The organism is Mediterranea massiliensis, assembly GCF_900128475.1.
In the GTDB taxonomy this organism is placed as follows: domain Bacteria; phylum Bacteroidota; class Bacteroidia; order Bacteroidales; family Bacteroidaceae; genus Bacteroides; species Bacteroides massiliensis_E.
This window is the reverse complement of record NZ_LT635836.1, coordinates 423,930-437,505: the sequence shown is the minus strand read 5'-3', so window position 1 is coordinate 437,505 and position 13,576 is coordinate 423,930. Positions and strand designations below refer to the sequence as shown.

13 protein-coding genes are annotated in these 13,576 nt (G+C 53.6%); 4 read left to right on the top strand and 9 right to left on the bottom strand.

From position 1 onward, the window contains the following. Positions 1–58 precede the first annotated feature (58 nt). Genes rseP through tsaB form a run of 7 tightly spaced genes read right to left on the bottom strand, consistent with a single transcriptional unit; the run spans position 59 to position 6,742 of the window. Complete coding sequence (gene rseP / locus BQ7483_RS06560) at positions 59–1,393, bottom strand: RIP metalloprotease RseP (protein ID WP_072545297.1); 1,335 nt, start codon at positions 1,391–1,393, stop codon at positions 59–61. Between the two features lie 39 nt (positions 1,394–1,432). Further along, complete coding sequence (locus BQ7483_RS06555; protein ID WP_072545296.1) at positions 1,433–2,587, bottom strand: 1-deoxy-D-xylulose-5-phosphate reductoisomerase; 1,155 nt, start codon at positions 2,585–2,587, stop codon at positions 1,433–1,435. 15 nt (positions 2,588–2,602) lie between these two features. Continuing rightward, entirely contained in the window at positions 2,603–3,466 is an 864-nt protein-coding gene (locus BQ7483_RS06550; RefSeq protein WP_072545295.1) for a M23 family metallopeptidase, read from the bottom strand. A 25-nt stretch (positions 3,467–3,491) separates the two neighbouring features. Next, the gene (gene rimM, locus BQ7483_RS06545) at positions 3,492–4,028 is read right to left on the bottom strand and encodes a ribosome maturation factor RimM (RefSeq protein ID WP_072545461.1); all 537 of its coding nucleotides are present in this window, start codon (positions 4,026–4,028) and stop codon (positions 3,492–3,494) included. 5 nt (positions 4,029–4,033) lie between these two features. After that, complete coding sequence (gene murA, locus BQ7483_RS06540; protein WP_022020447.1) at positions 4,034–5,338, bottom strand: UDP-N-acetylglucosamine 1-carboxyvinyltransferase; 1,305 nt, start codon at positions 5,336–5,338, stop codon at positions 4,034–4,036. Between the two features lie 48 nt (positions 5,339–5,386). Next, positions 5,387–6,019: a DUF4290 domain-containing protein gene (locus BQ7483_RS06535; RefSeq protein WP_022020448.1), complete on the bottom strand. Its 633-nt coding sequence runs from the start codon at positions 6,017–6,019 to the stop codon at positions 5,387–5,389. Positions 6,020–6,043: 24 nt separating this feature from the next. Next, a complete protein-coding gene (tsaB, locus tag BQ7483_RS06530) occupies positions 6,044–6,742 on the bottom strand; it encodes a tRNA (adenosine(37)-N6)-threonylcarbamoyltransferase complex dimerization subunit type 1 TsaB (RefSeq protein ID WP_072545294.1) in 699 nt (232 codons plus the stop codon). 97 nt (positions 6,743–6,839) lie between these two features. Between tsaB and BQ7483_RS06525 the strand changes: the two genes are divergently transcribed. Genes BQ7483_RS06525 through nadD form a run of 4 tightly spaced genes read left to right on the top strand, consistent with a single transcriptional unit; the run spans position 6,840 to position 9,108 of the window. Beyond that, positions 6,840–7,718 carry a YicC/YloC family endoribonuclease gene (locus BQ7483_RS06525; RefSeq protein ID WP_022020450.1) on the top strand — a complete coding sequence of 293 codons (879 nt, stop codon included), beginning with the start codon at positions 6,840–6,842 and terminating at the stop codon, positions 7,716–7,718. Between the two features lie 46 nt (positions 7,719–7,764). Then, positions 7,765–8,328, top strand: coding sequence for a guanylate kinase (gene gmk, locus BQ7483_RS06520; RefSeq protein WP_022020451.1), 564 nt, complete (start codon positions 7,765–7,767; stop codon positions 8,326–8,328). After that, on the top strand, positions 8,325–8,540 hold the full coding sequence (locus tag BQ7483_RS06515) for a hypothetical protein (RefSeq protein ID WP_022020452.1): 216 nt from the start codon (positions 8,325–8,327) through the stop codon (positions 8,538–8,540). The genes gmk and BQ7483_RS06515 overlap by 4 nt, the downstream gene beginning before the upstream one ends. A 7-nt stretch (positions 8,541–8,547) precedes the next feature. Continuing rightward, on the top strand, positions 8,548–9,108 hold the full coding sequence (gene nadD / locus BQ7483_RS06510) for a nicotinate (nicotinamide) nucleotide adenylyltransferase (RefSeq protein WP_072545293.1): 561 nt from the start codon (positions 8,548–8,550) through the stop codon (positions 9,106–9,108). A gap of 377 nt (positions 9,109–9,485) precedes the next feature. On the opposite strand, the gene BQ7483_RS06505 is transcribed toward nadD, so the two are convergent. Continuing rightward, positions 9,486–10,724, bottom strand: coding sequence for a GTP-binding protein (locus BQ7483_RS06505; protein WP_072545292.1), 1,239 nt, complete (start codon positions 10,722–10,724; stop codon positions 9,486–9,488). A gap of 55 nt (positions 10,725–10,779) precedes the next feature. Next, positions 10,780–13,533, bottom strand: a complete 2,754-nt coding sequence (locus tag BQ7483_RS06500) for a hybrid sensor histidine kinase/response regulator transcription factor (protein ID WP_072545291.1) — start codon at positions 13,531–13,533, stop codon at positions 10,780–10,782. Between the last annotated feature and the right edge of the window lie 43 nt (positions 13,534–13,576).

Below are 13,576 nucleotides of genomic sequence, written 5' to 3'. Positions count from 1 at the left end.
CATTCAGGGAGCTACTGGATATGTAGATATAGGATAAACGGTTTGTGTTATGATTTTCTTAGAAGATGAACCTCAGCACATCGTTCAGGTTGGCCCAGATGAGCAGGGCGAAGAGCAGGAACATGCCCACCATCTGCGCACGCTCCATGAACTTGTCGCTGGGCTTGCGGCGTGCCACAATCTCGTAGATGAGGAACAGTACATGGCCGCCGTCCAGGGCGGGGATGGGCAGGATGTTCATGAAGGCCAGGATGATGGAGAGGAAGGCCGTCATGTACCAGAACTGGTGCCAGTCCCACGTGGCGGGGAAGATGCTGCCGATGGTGCCGAAGCCGCCCAGCTGCTTGGCGCCCTCCTTGGAGAAGAGGTATTTCATTTGGTTGACGTAGCCCTTGAGTGTGTTCACGCCCAGTGTGACGCCGGCAGGGAACGAAGAAAAGAAGCTGTATTCCTTCTTCACGATGGGGAGCAGGCGGGCGGTGCGCATATCGGCAGTGACACCGATTTCGTAGAGCGAGTCGGTGGCTATGCTGAGGGTATCGGTGACGCCGTTGCGGACGTAAGTCAGGCGGATATCGTGTGAAGCCTGACCGTCTTTCTGGCGTTTCAGCATTTCTTCCTTGAAGTCAAAGTAGGCGATGTTGCGCCCGTCCAGCTGCGTGATGCTGTCGCCCGACTGGAGACCGGCCAGTGCGGCAGGGCGTCCGGCTACGATGCTGTCGATGACGAACGGGTAACGGAAGTCGGCAAAGCGGGCACTGTCGGCCAGCAGACGGTCCATCAGCCCTTCGGGAATGTAGACCGAGGCCGGTTTGCCGTCGCGCAGGACACTGACCTGACGGGCATCGACAATGGATGTCAGCAGGTCACCGCCCATGCGTTCGAAGGGTACGCCGTCGGCCGAGAGCAGTACGTCGCCGTCGCGGAAGCCGGCCTGGTGCATGCTTTCGTTGAAGTCCATGCCGAGCGGTGCCTTCTGCACGGGAATGTAGGAGTCGCCCCAGGCAAAGAGAATCATGGAGTAGATGAACAGAGCCAGCAGGAAGTTGAACAGTACGCCGCCCACCATGATGAGCAGACGCTGCCAGGCCGGTTTGGCCCGGAATTCCCACGGCTGTACAGGTTGTTTCATCTGTTCGGTGTCCATCGACTCGTCTATCATGCCGGCAATCTTGACATAGCCACCCAGGGGCAGCCAGCCGATGCCATATTCCGTTTCGCTGTTCTTGGGCTTGAACTTGAACAGCGTGAACCAAGGGTCAAAGAATAGACAGAACTTTTCAACCCGGGTCTTGAAGAGACGGGCGAAGAGGAAGTGCCCCATTTCGTGTATGACGACGAGCAGCGAGAGGCTCATGATGAGTTGCAGGGCACGAATCAAGAATGTTTCCATTATTTATTCAACTATAAATTATCAATTTTTACTTTCCAATTATTTATTTATCAGACTTTCTGCTATACGGCGCGCTTCGGCATCCGTTGCCACATAGTCTTCGTAGGTGGGTTTCTGGATGAAGGATACACGTCCCATCGTTTTTTCGATGACGTCGCTCATGCCGAGGAAGGAGATGCGGTCGTGCAGGAAGGCGGCCACACAGACTTCGTTGGCGGCATTGACGATGCAAGGCATGTTTCCACCGCGGTGAAGGGCTTCGTAAGCCAGCGCCAGGTTTCGGAAGCGTTCGGTGTCGGGTTGCTCGAAGGTGAGCTGCGTGCACTTGCTGAAGTCCAGCCGCGGGAACGAGGCATGCAGGCGGTCGGGATAAGAGAACGCGTACTGGATGGGCAGACGCATGTCGGGCATACCGAGCTGAGCCTTTACGGCACCGTCTTCGAACTGTACCATGCTGTGGATGACCGATTGCGGATGTACCACCACTTCTATCTGGTCGGGCCGTACACCGAAGAGCCATTTGGCCTCTATTACCTCGAAGCCTTTGTTCATCATCGAGGCGGAGTCGATGGTAATTTTGGCTCCCATGTCCCAGTTGGGATGGCGCAGGGCCTGTTCCTTGGTCACCGTCTTCAGTTGTTCGTGGCTGAAGGTGCGGAAGGGACCTCCCGAAGCAGTGAGGATGACTTTCTCAATGGGATTGCCTGCTTCGCCGGCCAGGCACTGGAACACGGCCGAGTGTTCGGAGTCGACGGGCAGGATGGGAGTACCGTTGACACGGGCTAGGTCGTTGATGAGGTCACCAGCTACAACCAGCGTTTCCTTGTTGGCCAGGGCGATGGTCTTCCGGGCACGGATGGCATGGATGGTGGGGCGGAGGCCGGCGTAACCTACCATGGCCGTCAGCACGATGTCGACCGGTTTCTCCTGTACAATCTGGCAGATGGCTTCTTCGCCGGCATAGACTTTGATGGGCAGGTCGGCCAGAGCCTCTTTCAGTTTGGGGTATTTTTCTTCGTTGGCGATGACCACAGCCTCAGGCATGAACCGACGTGCTTGGGCGATGAGTTCATCCACACGGTTGTTGGCTGTCAGCACATAGGCTTCGTACTTGTCGGGATGCTCCTCAATGACTTGCAGGGCCTGTGTTCCGATGGAACCGGTAGAACCGAGTATGGCTATCTGTTTCTTCATGATATATCGTTTTATTTAGAATACTATATGAATTTCGGGGTTGATGGCTCTTCCGCGGTACCACAGCTCAAAGTGCAGGTGTGGGCCGGTAGTCAGCTGTCCCGTGTTGCCCACCAGGGCGATGGCTTCTCCGGCCTTCACCGTGTCGCCTTCTTTCTTGAGCAGGGAACCGCAGTGCTTGTAGATGGACACGAGGTCCTGACTGTGCTGCACCTGAATGATGTAGCCTGTCTCGGCAGTGTAGGCGCTCAGGATGACGGTACCGTCCAGAGTGGCCAGTATGCTTTCGCCGGGAGTGGCGGCAATATCCGTTCCGTAATGCCGCTGTTCGGGGTTGAAGGAAGACGATACGATGCCGCGTGTGGGGCAGTAGAAGTTCAGCCCTTCGGTTGGTCCGGTGGCAACGTTGGTCAGGTTGTATTTTTCCTTTTCCTCGTATTGCTTGCGGAATTCTTCTTCGCGTTGGGTGCGTTCCATCAGAGAATCCTGGCGCAGGGTGGTCAGCGAGTCGATGGACTGGATGGTGTCGGCCTTGACCTCGCCGCGGAAGATGTCTTGGATGTTCATGATGTACAGGTTCTGCCTCTCTACCAGTCGCTGGAGAGAGTCCACGCGCAGGGCATTGTCTACCACCTGGGCACGTATTTCGCTGTTCATGTAGCCCGGCAGATAGTTGCGCAGCGGGGTGAAGGCCACGATGAGCGAGGCTATCACAAACAGAACGGTCAGTACGGACAGAAGTACGGAGATGCCGTTCAGCTTGGACACGTGCAGGCCTACCACCTCTTCCAGCGTATTCTCGTTGACGATGGTCAGCTTGTACTTGAACTTGATGTTGTTCCAGAACGCTTTGCTTTTTTTCCTCTTTTTCGTCTGCATGAATCTTGGTGGGGTTAAGAATGGATTATTCGTCTTCCGCTTCGTCAAGGTTTACCAGGCCGGCAGGCAGGCTGACGGTGATGACCTTATGCTTCTGGTCAATATCGGTGATGAACTCTTCCTGGGCGGGTATCAGCAGCTCTTCACCGTTGTGATCTACGACAAACAGCGTGTTGAGGGTCGAAGTGTCCACTTCTGTCACGTCGCCCAGATAGCCGTGATGGATTTCCTCCATGCGGAAACCTACGAAGTAGTTCCAGGTCAGTTCTTCGGGTTCGGCCTCATCGGCATGCTTCACGGGGAACCACACTTCCACATTGGTAAACATGCGGGCCCGTTCGGCGGTATCGACCCCTTCGAGCTTCATCAGGGCGGTGGTGTCCGAGCGGAAACGGTATTCCTCGATGAAGAAGGGAACGAAGATGCCGTCGAGCAGGCAGACAATGTATTCGGCCTCCACACGGTCGAAGATGTCGTCGGTGAAGGTGAACAGCAGTTCGCCATGAATGCCGTGCGGCTTGTTGAATATTCCTATCTTATATACTTCTTCTCGTTTAATCATAATGGTCAAATTCTCGTTATTCTCGCTCCGATGGCGTTCAGTCGTCCTTCGATGTCCTGATAGCCGCGGTCTATCTGCTCGATGTTGTGGATGCGGCTGATGCCGTCGGCACTCATGGCTGCGATGAGCAGGGCAATACCGGCACGGATGTCGGGCGAAGTCATGTTGCCGCCGTGCAGGCGGAAGGTACGGTTGTGGCCGATGACGACGGCACGGTGAGGATCGCAGAGAATGATCTGCGCTCCCATGTCAATCAGCTTGTCGACAAAGAACAGGCGGCTTTCAAACATCTTCTGGTGGATGAGTACGCTGCCCTTGGCCTGGGTGGCCACGACGAGCATCACACTCAGCAGGTCGGGCGTCAGTCCCGGCCAGGGTGCGTCGGCAATGGTCATGATGGATCCGTCCATGAACGACTCTATCTCGTAGCTTTCCTGTGCCGGTATGTATATGTCGTCGCCCCGTTGTTCCAGTCGGATGCCCAGACGTCGGAAACATTGGGGAATAATCCCCAGGTTCTCATAAGAGACATCCTTGATGGTCAGTTCGCTGGCCGTCATGGCGGCCATCCCGATGAAGCTGCCCACTTCAATCATGTCGGGCAGGATGGTGTGCTCCGTGCCGTGCAGTTCCTTCACTCCTTCGATGGTGAGCAGGTTCGAGGCGATGCCCGTTATCTTGGCTCCCATGCGGTTCAGCATGCGGCAAAGCTGCTGTACATAGGGCTCGCAGGCCGCATTGTAGATGGTGGTCGTACCTTCGGCCAGCACGGCGGCCATAATGATGTTGGCCGTACCCGTTACGGAGGCTTCGTCCAGCAGCATGTAGGTGCCTTTCAGGCGGTCGGCCGTTATGTCGAAAGTGCCCGCCGCTTCGTTGTGGTGGAAGCGGGCGCCCAGGTTCTGTATGCCGATGAAGTGGGTATCCAGTCGCCGGCGTCCTATCTTGTCGCCGCCGGGTTTGGAAATGACGGCCCGTCCGAAGCGGGCGACCATAGGCCCTACCAGCATGACCGAACCACGCAGGCTGGAGCATTTCTTCAGGAACTCCTCGCTTTCCAGATAGGCGGTGTCAATGCGGGCTGCCTGGAAAGTATAGCTGTCAATGCCGTTTTTGGTGACTTCTACCCCCATGTCGCGCATCAGCTGTATCAGGTTGTTCACGTCCAGAATGTTGGGCACGTTGTGTACGGTCACTTTGTCCGCGGTGAGCAGTGTGGCGCAGATAATCTGCAGCGCCTCGTTCTTGGCTCCCTGCGGATGGATCTCACCCGCCAGCCTGTGTCCTCCTTCGATGATGAATGATGCCATGTTGGTTCGGTTTATGGAAAAAGAATAGGGTGGGCCCTGCGTGTAGGGTCAATATTTCTTTTTCTTGTTGTTGCGGTTGTTGTTATTGCTGTTGTTGTTCGGCATGTTGGCTTTGGTCGGACGGTAATACAAGTCAATGCGTTCGGCCATCAGCTTCAGGATGTCGTCGGTCATCTGCAACTTGCCGCCCGACAGTTCGTACAGGTCGTCGGCTATCTTGCGGTCGTCCACCGTGTCCTTGTTCCACGTCATGTAATCCTTTTTCATGTGGTTACAGATGAGGGCCACCAAGTTTTGCTTCTCGTCGCCTTCGGGGAACTCGCATGCCTTCTGTATCAGCACTTCCAAGGTGCGGCCGTAGTGGCGGTAGCGGATTTTAGTGCAGGGGTAGGGCACGGGGTCGGGTTTGGAGTCGAGGTCGTTCTTGGGAATGATTTCAAACGGGTAGTCGATGTCCAGTTTGAAATCGGACATGATGGCCAGGTGGTCCCACAGTTTATGTTTGAAGTCGGGCAAGTCGCGCAGATGCGGGAACATGCCGCCCATGATGTTGATGATGGTATTGGCGCAACGCTGGCGTTCGGCGCGGTCTTCGATGGTCAGAGCATAGTCTACCATGTTCTGGATGCTGCGGCCGTATTCGGGCAGGGGCATCCGCTTTTGTTGGGTGTTATATTGCATATATTCAATAAATTATCGGGTCTGTTATTCTTTCAGCAGATTTTTGGGCTTCCCCGCCACAAATTCCTTCAGATAGAAGGGCTCGAAGTAGGCTACGTCCTCGTACTTTCCTTCGGCTATGGCCTTTTCGGCCAGGGGGAACATCATGCTGGCCAGGGGGCGGATGCCGTCGATAAAGTGAGCGTTCGGGTGGGTAATCTTTTCCTTGCACTTGGCGGCGCCATCACCGAAGAAGTAGACGGGATGCTGGTCGAGAAACTCGCGGTAAGAGTTTTCGTCCACAATGTCGGCGCTGATGTCGCGCACGGTCTTCAAGGCCCGGTCGTAGATGGCTGCGTACACTTCCATGCGGCGGGCGTCTATCATGGGGCACAGCAGGGCGTCTTCGGGCAGCTCGTCGTGGTAGAGCAGCACCGGTACGCACTGTACCTTCAACGTTGGCAGGCCGATGAGCTTCAGGTCGCGGCCGTAGCAGATGCCCTTGGCCATGGACACACCGATGCGCAGGCCCGTATAGGAACCCGGACCGCAACTGACGGCCACCGCATCCAGCGGCATGGCATGGCTGTCGGCAAAAGACAGGGCTTCGTCTACAAATACTCCCAGTGAAACGGCGTGTGAAGGGCCGTTCAGGTCTTCTTTCTTGAACACTACCTGCCCGTCTTCGCTTACGGCTACCGAACAGGCGGAAGTGGATGTTTCAATATGCAGGATACATGACATAGTTTCTATACCTCTTTAAATCAGCTGACAAATTTACGGGATTATTTTCAGTATTTAAAAATAATCGTGTAATTTTGCACAAAACTTAAGAAGCATTATGATACAATCGATGACGGGATATGGCAAGGCCATTGTCGAATTGCCCGATAAAAAGATAAATGTTGAAATCAAGTCGCTAAACAGTAAGGCGATGGACCTGTCGACGCGTATTGCACCGATTTACAGGGAAAAAGAGATGGAAATCCGTAACGAAATTGCCCGTGTGCTGGAGCGTGGCAAGGTGGATTTCAGCCTTTGGGTAGAGAAGAAAGATGCCGAACAGCTGGCTACCCCCATCAACCAGGAACTGGTGGCTGCCTACTATCACCGCATCAAGGAAATTTCGGCCGCCACAGGCATTCCCGAGCCGGAAGACTGGTTCGGTACTCTGCTCCGTCTGCCCGACGTAATGACCAAGACCGAGACACAGGAACTGAGTGAAGAAGAGTGGCAGGTGGCTCACGCGGCTGTCGAAGAGGCACTGAACCATCTGGTGGATTTCCGCAAGCAGGAAGGTGCCGCGCTTGAAAAGAAATTCCGTGAGAAAATAGCCAACATTTCCCATCTGCTCGAAACGGTAGAACCTTACGAAAAGGAGCGTGTGGGCAAGATTAAAGAACGCATTGTCGACGCGCTGGAGAAGACTATCAGCGTGGATTATGACAAGAACCGCCTGGAGCAGGAACTCATCTATTACATCGAGAAGCTGGACATCAACGAAGAGAAGCAGCGCCTGGGCAATCACTTGAAATATTTTATTACGACGTTGGAGAACGGTAGCGGACAGGGAAAGAAGCTGGGCTTCATTGCTCAGGAGATGGGCCGCGAAATCAATACCTTGGGCAGCAAGTCCAATCATGCCGAGATGCAGAAGATTGTGGTGCAGATGAAAGACGAGCTGGAGCAAATCAAGGAGCAAGTTTTGAATGTAATGTAAAATGAATGCAGGATTCTTCATTCTTCATTTTTAGTTCTTCATTTTTATGGGTAAACTGATTATCTTTTCCGCCCCTTCAGGTTCGGGTAAGTCGACCATCATTAACTATCTGTTGACGCAGAACCTGAACTTGGCTTTTTCCATTTCGGCCACCAGCCGTCCGCCGCGTGGCACGGAGCGCGATGGCGTGGAGTATTTCTTCCTTTCGCCTGAAGAATTCCGTCGCCGCATAGCCGACGGCGAGTTTTTGGAATATGAGGAAGTATATCACGACCGCTTCTACGGCACGTTGAAGTCGCAGGTCGAAAAGCAGCTGGCTGCCGGACAGAACGTGGTGTTCGACGTCGACGTCGTGGGCGGATGCAATATCAAGAAATTTTATGGCGACCGTGCCTTGTCGGTCTTCATCCAGCCACCATCGATTGAGGAGCTGCGCAAGCGTCTGATAGGTCGCGGTACCGATACGCCCGAAGTCATCGAGGACCGTGTGGCCAAGGCCGCCTATGAGATGTCCTTTGCTCCGAAGTTTGACAAGATTATTGTGAACGACGACCTGGAGACGGCCAAGGCCGAAGCATTGAAAGTAATCACCCAATTTCTGAAAGCATGACGAAAGATTATAGCGGAAAGCAATTCTCACGCAAGATGAACAAAAGCCTGCTGATTGTCAACATCATTTTGCTGGTATGTGCCGTGTGGCTGTTGGTGGCCAATATACGCTACGAGGAATACACTACGGCGGTGGCGATGGGGCTTGTGGCAATAGTGGCCCTTGCCAACGGCACGCTTGCCTTCCTTCGTCTGAAGGGAAAGAAAATCTGATACGATTATGGATATTGGCATCTTCAGCGGTTCGTTCAATCCCATTCACATCGGCCATCTGGCGTTGGCCAATTACCTCTGTGAATTCGGCGGGTTGGACGAATTGTGGTTTCTGGTCACTCCCCGCAATCCCTTCAAGGTGGGGCAGGACCTGCTGCCCGATGCCTTGCGGCTGGAACTGGTAGAGCTGGCCATAGAGGGCTATCCCAAATTCCGTGCTTCTGATTTTGAATTCCATTTGTCCCAGCCCTCCTATACCATCCATACGTTCGACCGTCTGAAGGAAGTCTATCCGCAGCACACCTTCCACCTGATTATCGGGTCGGACAATTGGCTCTCCTTCTCCCGCTGGTACCAGTCGGAACGCTTGCTGGCCGAGAACCCTATCTTGATTTATCCCCGTTCGGGTTATCCTGTCGATGTTTCCACTCTGCCTCCCCGTGTGCGTCTGGTCGATTCGCCGGTACTCGAAATCAGTTCCACCTTCATCCGTGAGTCTGTCGAGGCAGGCAAGGACGTGCGCTATTTCCTCCATCCCAAAGTGTACGAACGGCTGACGCAGGGGTGAATACCGGTTCTACGTGCGATTGAAAAAGGCAATACGCCGAGGATTTTTCTATGATAAGGGAAAAACTTGATGAGGAAACAAGCATTGGACATTCTTTCTGCCAAGTTAGTGGTTTGGCCTGATTGCTAAAGGAGAAATCATTCGGGGGAACATCGTCTGTTTGCCCTGCAGAAAGCGATGCTTTAGGCTGGACAAACGGTTGCTTTAAGCTGGGTAAAGCATTCGTTTAAGCTGGGCAAACTGTTCGTTTTCCCAGCTTAAAAGTTTGCTTTAACTGTTTATGATGTACTACCCTGTTGCGAGTTGGTCAGGGTGCCGTCCAGATCAAGGGCGAGCAGGTGCTATTTTTGTGTCATCTTGTCTTGTTGGAATTTGATTTACTCCAGACATTCGTCCAAATCGTGTGCCAATTGCTCTTTGTCGAGGTGTTGCCCGATGAATACGATTTTCTGCATGCGGTCACCGTATTTTTCGTCCCAGTCGCGTAAGAGGCCCGGTTCCTGTTTCATGAGCTCGATAAGGTCTTCTTCGGGAGCGGTGGCATACCACTGTCCGGCTTCGGTCAACTGCTTTTGTACGCCGGCTTGTTCGAACAGGTAGGACATGTCGCGGTTATGGCTGAAGTAGCATACTCCTTTGGCACGGATGACATTGCGCGGCCAGCGCGTAGCGATGAACCGGTCGAACTTATGGATGTCGAAGGCTGGACGACGGTAATACACGAAAGTACCGATGCCGTATTCCTCCACTTCACCCCCTTCATGGTCGTGATGATGATGGTGATGGCCTTCCCCTTCTTCGTGGTGATGGTCGTCGTGATGCTCTTCGTGTTCGTGGTGATGGCTGCCGTGGGCATGCGCTTCACGCTCTTCTTCTTCGGTTGCGGCCCGTTCGATTTCGCGAATCCATCCGGCCGAGGTTGCCGCCCGTTCGAAATTGAACAGATGGGTGTCCAGCAATTTGTCCAAATCGACATCCGCATAGTTGCATTCGATTATTTCGGCTGACGGTTGCAGGGTGCGGATGATTTTCTTGATGCGTCCCAGCTCTTCTGGAGCCACCTCAGCCGCTTTGTTCAACAGAATGACGTTGCAGAATTCGATTTGCTGGACAATGAGGTTTTCAATGTCTTCTTCGTCCAAACCTTTGCGGGTCAGATTGTCGCCACAGGCGAACTCGCTTTGCAACCTCAGGGCATCGACGACGCTGACGATGCAATCCAGCCGGCAGATGCCGTAACGGGTGTATGCTTCGCCCAGTCGGGGAATGGAGCAAAGGGTTTGTGCAATGGGTTCGGGTTCGCAGATGCCGCTGGCTTCGATGACGATGTAGTCGAACCGCTCCAGCTTCATCAGTTCGTATACTTGCTCGATGAGGTCGGCTTTCAGGGTGCAGCAGATGCAACCGTTCTGCAAAGCCACTAAACTGTCGTCTTTCTTGCCTACCACACCGCCTTTCTGGATGAGGGCGGCATCAATGTTTACTTCGCCGATATCATTGACGATAACTGCAAAGCGGATACCACGTTTGTTGGCCAGAATACGGTTGACTAAAGTCGTTTTGCCACTGCCCAGATAGCCGGTGAGCAGCAGTATGGGAATTTCTTTCAGTTTCATGATTGTAGGATATGCTTTCTGTTTGCGGGTGCAAAATTACATTTTTTTTGTTACATTATGCATCTCCTTTTTTCCGTTTCAAAAATTCGGTGGGACTTTCACCGAAGTAGTCCTTGTAGCATTTGGTGAAGTAGGAGGGAGAACTGAATCCCACTTCATACGTGATTTCGGCCACTGTCTTGTCGGTAGAGGCCAGCAATGAGGAAGCCCGTTTGAGGCGGGCGATGCGTAACAGCTCATTGGGCGCATAGCCGCAGAGGGCCTTGCTCTTCCGGTAGAGCTGTACTCGGCTCAAGCCGATTTGTTCGCCCAGTTCTTCCACGCTGAGATTGGGGTCGGACAGACGTTGGTCGATGAGCTGGCGCAGTTTTTCCAGGAACCCTTTGTCTACATCGCTTACGGAGACTTTCTGGAGCGAAGCGCTGCTGCCGTCAGCAAATACCTGTTGCAGGCGGTGGCGGTTGTCGATGAGGTTACGCAGGCGTACGGTCAGCAGGCGGGCGCTGAAAGGTTTGGATATGTAGGAATCGGCACCGCATTCATAGCCCTTTATCTTCTGTTCGTCTACCGCATAGGCGGTGAGCATCATGACGGGGATGTGTGAGGTCTGCAATTCCGATTTCAGCCGGCGGCAGCATTCCATACCGTCCATAACGGGCATCATGACGTCGCAGATGATTACGTCGGGTACATACTTCATGGCCATGCGGATGCCTTCCTGTCCATTGGCGGCTTCTATGATATTGTATTCGTCCTGAAGAACGGAGCGGACATAGTCGCGGATATCCTGGTTGTCGTCTATCACGAGGACGGTTTCTTTGTCCTCGGGAGAGGTCGCGCTGTCGGTCGTGTATAGGGTTTCCTGGTCGGCTGCCAGGACGGCGCCTTCTTTCAGGTTGGCCAGTGCTGCACTTCGGGTGGTGTCGGGGGCGAGCGCGCCTTTCTGACAGGCTGGCATTTCGATGGTGAAGCAGGTTCCTTGTCCTACGGTGGTATCTACATGGATCGTGCCGCGGTGCATTTCCACAAATGCCTTTACCAGAGCCAGACCGATACCGGAGCCTGCATGGTGAACATCTATCTGGTAGAAGCTGTCGAAAATGTGTTGCACGTGTTCGGCTGGCATGCCTACACCTGTGTCGGTTACTTGCAGGCGAACAGAGGGCTCGCCGTCTTTATTGAATAGGGACAGACTGACACTGATGCTGCCGTTTTCGGGGGTGAACTTGAAGGCATTGGAGAGCAAGTTGTAGAGGATGCGTTCCAGTTTCTCGGCATCGGCTGTCACGGTGTAGTCGGCCTGTTCGTCGGCCATGATGCGGAAGTGGATGTGTTTGCGGAAAGACAGCGTGCGGAAAGCATCGGTCCATTCCAGCAGGAAGGTACGCAGGTCGAACCGGCTGAGGCGTAGCTGAAGTTTCCCGTCTTCGAACTTGCGGAAATCGAGTATCTGGTTGATCAGGCGGAGCAGTACGGTGACATTTTTGTGGACGATGTTGAGAAGGAATCGTTCGTGCTCGTTCAGGTTGTGGCTTTGCTGGAGTTGTTCTACCGGGTCGGCAATAAGGGTCAGCGGGGTGCGGAAGTCGTGCGACACATTGGTAAAGAAAGACAGTTTGGCATGTGTGGCATCTTCCAATTGTCTGGACAGCATGATAAGCTGGTCGCGCTGCTCTTCCAGTTGCTGCTTTTGTTTGGAAAGCTCGGCGTTCAGTCGGTTTTTGGTCCAAAAGGCGCGTACGACGAAGACCAATAATACTCCTACCAGCAGCAGGATGACAATACAGGCATAGAGAAACATGCGCTGGGCGGAATATCGGAGAAGAAAAGCGTCCAGCTGTTTGTCGAGCTTTTCAATTTTTTCGTCGAGGGTGGTGATGTGCGTCGTCTGCATCTGCATGATACGCGCATTTTGCCGGTTTACCAAAGCGGTGGAGAGAAGAGTTTCGCGTGGATAGTTTCTTCCTTCCAGGATGTCCATGGCCACTTGCATGACGCGGTCGCCTCCCGTAGGATAGATAAAGGTGGCATCGAGTGTGCCGTCGGTAACCATTTCCACTCCCATTCCTTTCCCAGCCAGGGCATCTACACCGACGAAGAGCATGTCTTTGTCGCGGCCTTTCTGTATCGCGGCATCGTGTGCCCCCGACGCCATACGGTCGTTGTGGGCAAAAACAAGATCGATGCGCGGTTGTTGGGTGAGGATGGAGTCAAAAGCATGTCGGGCAGATTGTCTGAACCATCCGGCATCAGCTTGGGCTATAATATGAATGCCGGGAGCATCAGCCAGCGCGTCCATCAGTCCGCGGTGGCGGTCCCGTGCCGGAGTGGAACCTTTCAGTCCCGTCAGTTCAACGATATTGCCTTCACCTCGCAGGCGGCTGGTAATGTAGATGCCTATTTGGCGTCCCATTTCATAGTTGTCGGCACCGATATAGGCTGTGTAATGTTCCGAGTTGATTTTGCGGTCTACCAGTACGATAGGAATCCCTTGGCTGTAGGCTTTTTCCACGATGGGAGTGATGGCTTCGGCTTCATTGGGAGCTACGACTATCAAGTCGACTTTTTTGTGGATAAAGTATTCGATGTCGGCTATCTGGCGCTGGTTGTTATCTCCAGCCGAGCGGATTTCCACTTCTACTCCCGGATAGAACAGGGCTTCCCGGAGAATTTCCTTGTTCATCTGGTTGCGCCATTCGTCGTCGCTGCATTGCGACACGCCGATGATGTAACGGGTCTCTTCCTGTTCGCAGGAAGTAAGGAACAGGCAAAGGATGAGTAGGTTAATCAGACAATATAAGTGTTTCATGGAATTCCCTTCTTGTGGTTAGAGTGCACAAAGATAGGAAAAT

Bases quoted from the DNA above. Each gene is read 5' to 3' on its own strand.
- rseP (WP_072545297.1), bottom strand. From the start codon at position 1,393: ATGGAAACATTCTTGATTCGTGCCCTGCAACTCATCATGAGCCTCTCG.
- BQ7483_RS06555 (WP_072545296.1), bottom strand. From the start codon at position 2,587: ATGAAGAAACAGATAGCCATACTCGGTTCTACCGGTTCCATCGGAACA.
- BQ7483_RS06550 (WP_072545295.1), bottom strand. From the start codon at position 3,466: ATGCAGACGAAAAAGAGGAAAAAAAGCAAAGCGTTCTGGAACAACATC.
- rimM (WP_072545461.1), bottom strand. From the start codon at position 4,028: ATGATTAAACGAGAAGAAGTATATAAGATAGGAATATTCAACAAGCCG.
- murA (WP_022020447.1), bottom strand. From the start codon at position 5,338: ATGGCATCATTCATCATCGAAGGAGGACACAGGCTGGCGGGTGAGATC.
- BQ7483_RS06535 (WP_022020448.1), bottom strand. From the start codon at position 6,019: ATGCAATATAACACCCAACAAAAGCGGATGCCCCTGCCCGAATACGGC.
- tsaB (WP_072545294.1), bottom strand. From the start codon at position 6,742: ATGTCATGTATCCTGCATATTGAAACATCCACTTCCGCCTGTTCGGTA.
- BQ7483_RS06525 (WP_022020450.1), top strand. From the start codon at position 6,840: ATGATACAATCGATGACGGGATATGGCAAGGCCATTGTCGAATTGCCC.
- gmk (WP_022020451.1), top strand. From the start codon at position 7,765: ATGGGTAAACTGATTATCTTTTCCGCCCCTTCAGGTTCGGGTAAGTCG.
- BQ7483_RS06515 (WP_022020452.1), top strand. From the start codon at position 8,325: ATGACGAAAGATTATAGCGGAAAGCAATTCTCACGCAAGATGAACAAA.
- nadD (WP_072545293.1), top strand. From the start codon at position 8,548: ATGGATATTGGCATCTTCAGCGGTTCGTTCAATCCCATTCACATCGGC.
- BQ7483_RS06505 (WP_072545292.1), bottom strand. From the start codon at position 10,724: ATGAAACTGAAAGAAATTCCCATACTGCTGCTCACCGGCTATCTGGGC.
- BQ7483_RS06500 (WP_072545291.1), bottom strand. From the start codon at position 13,533: ATGAAACACTTATATTGTCTGATTAACCTACTCATCCTTTGCCTGTTC.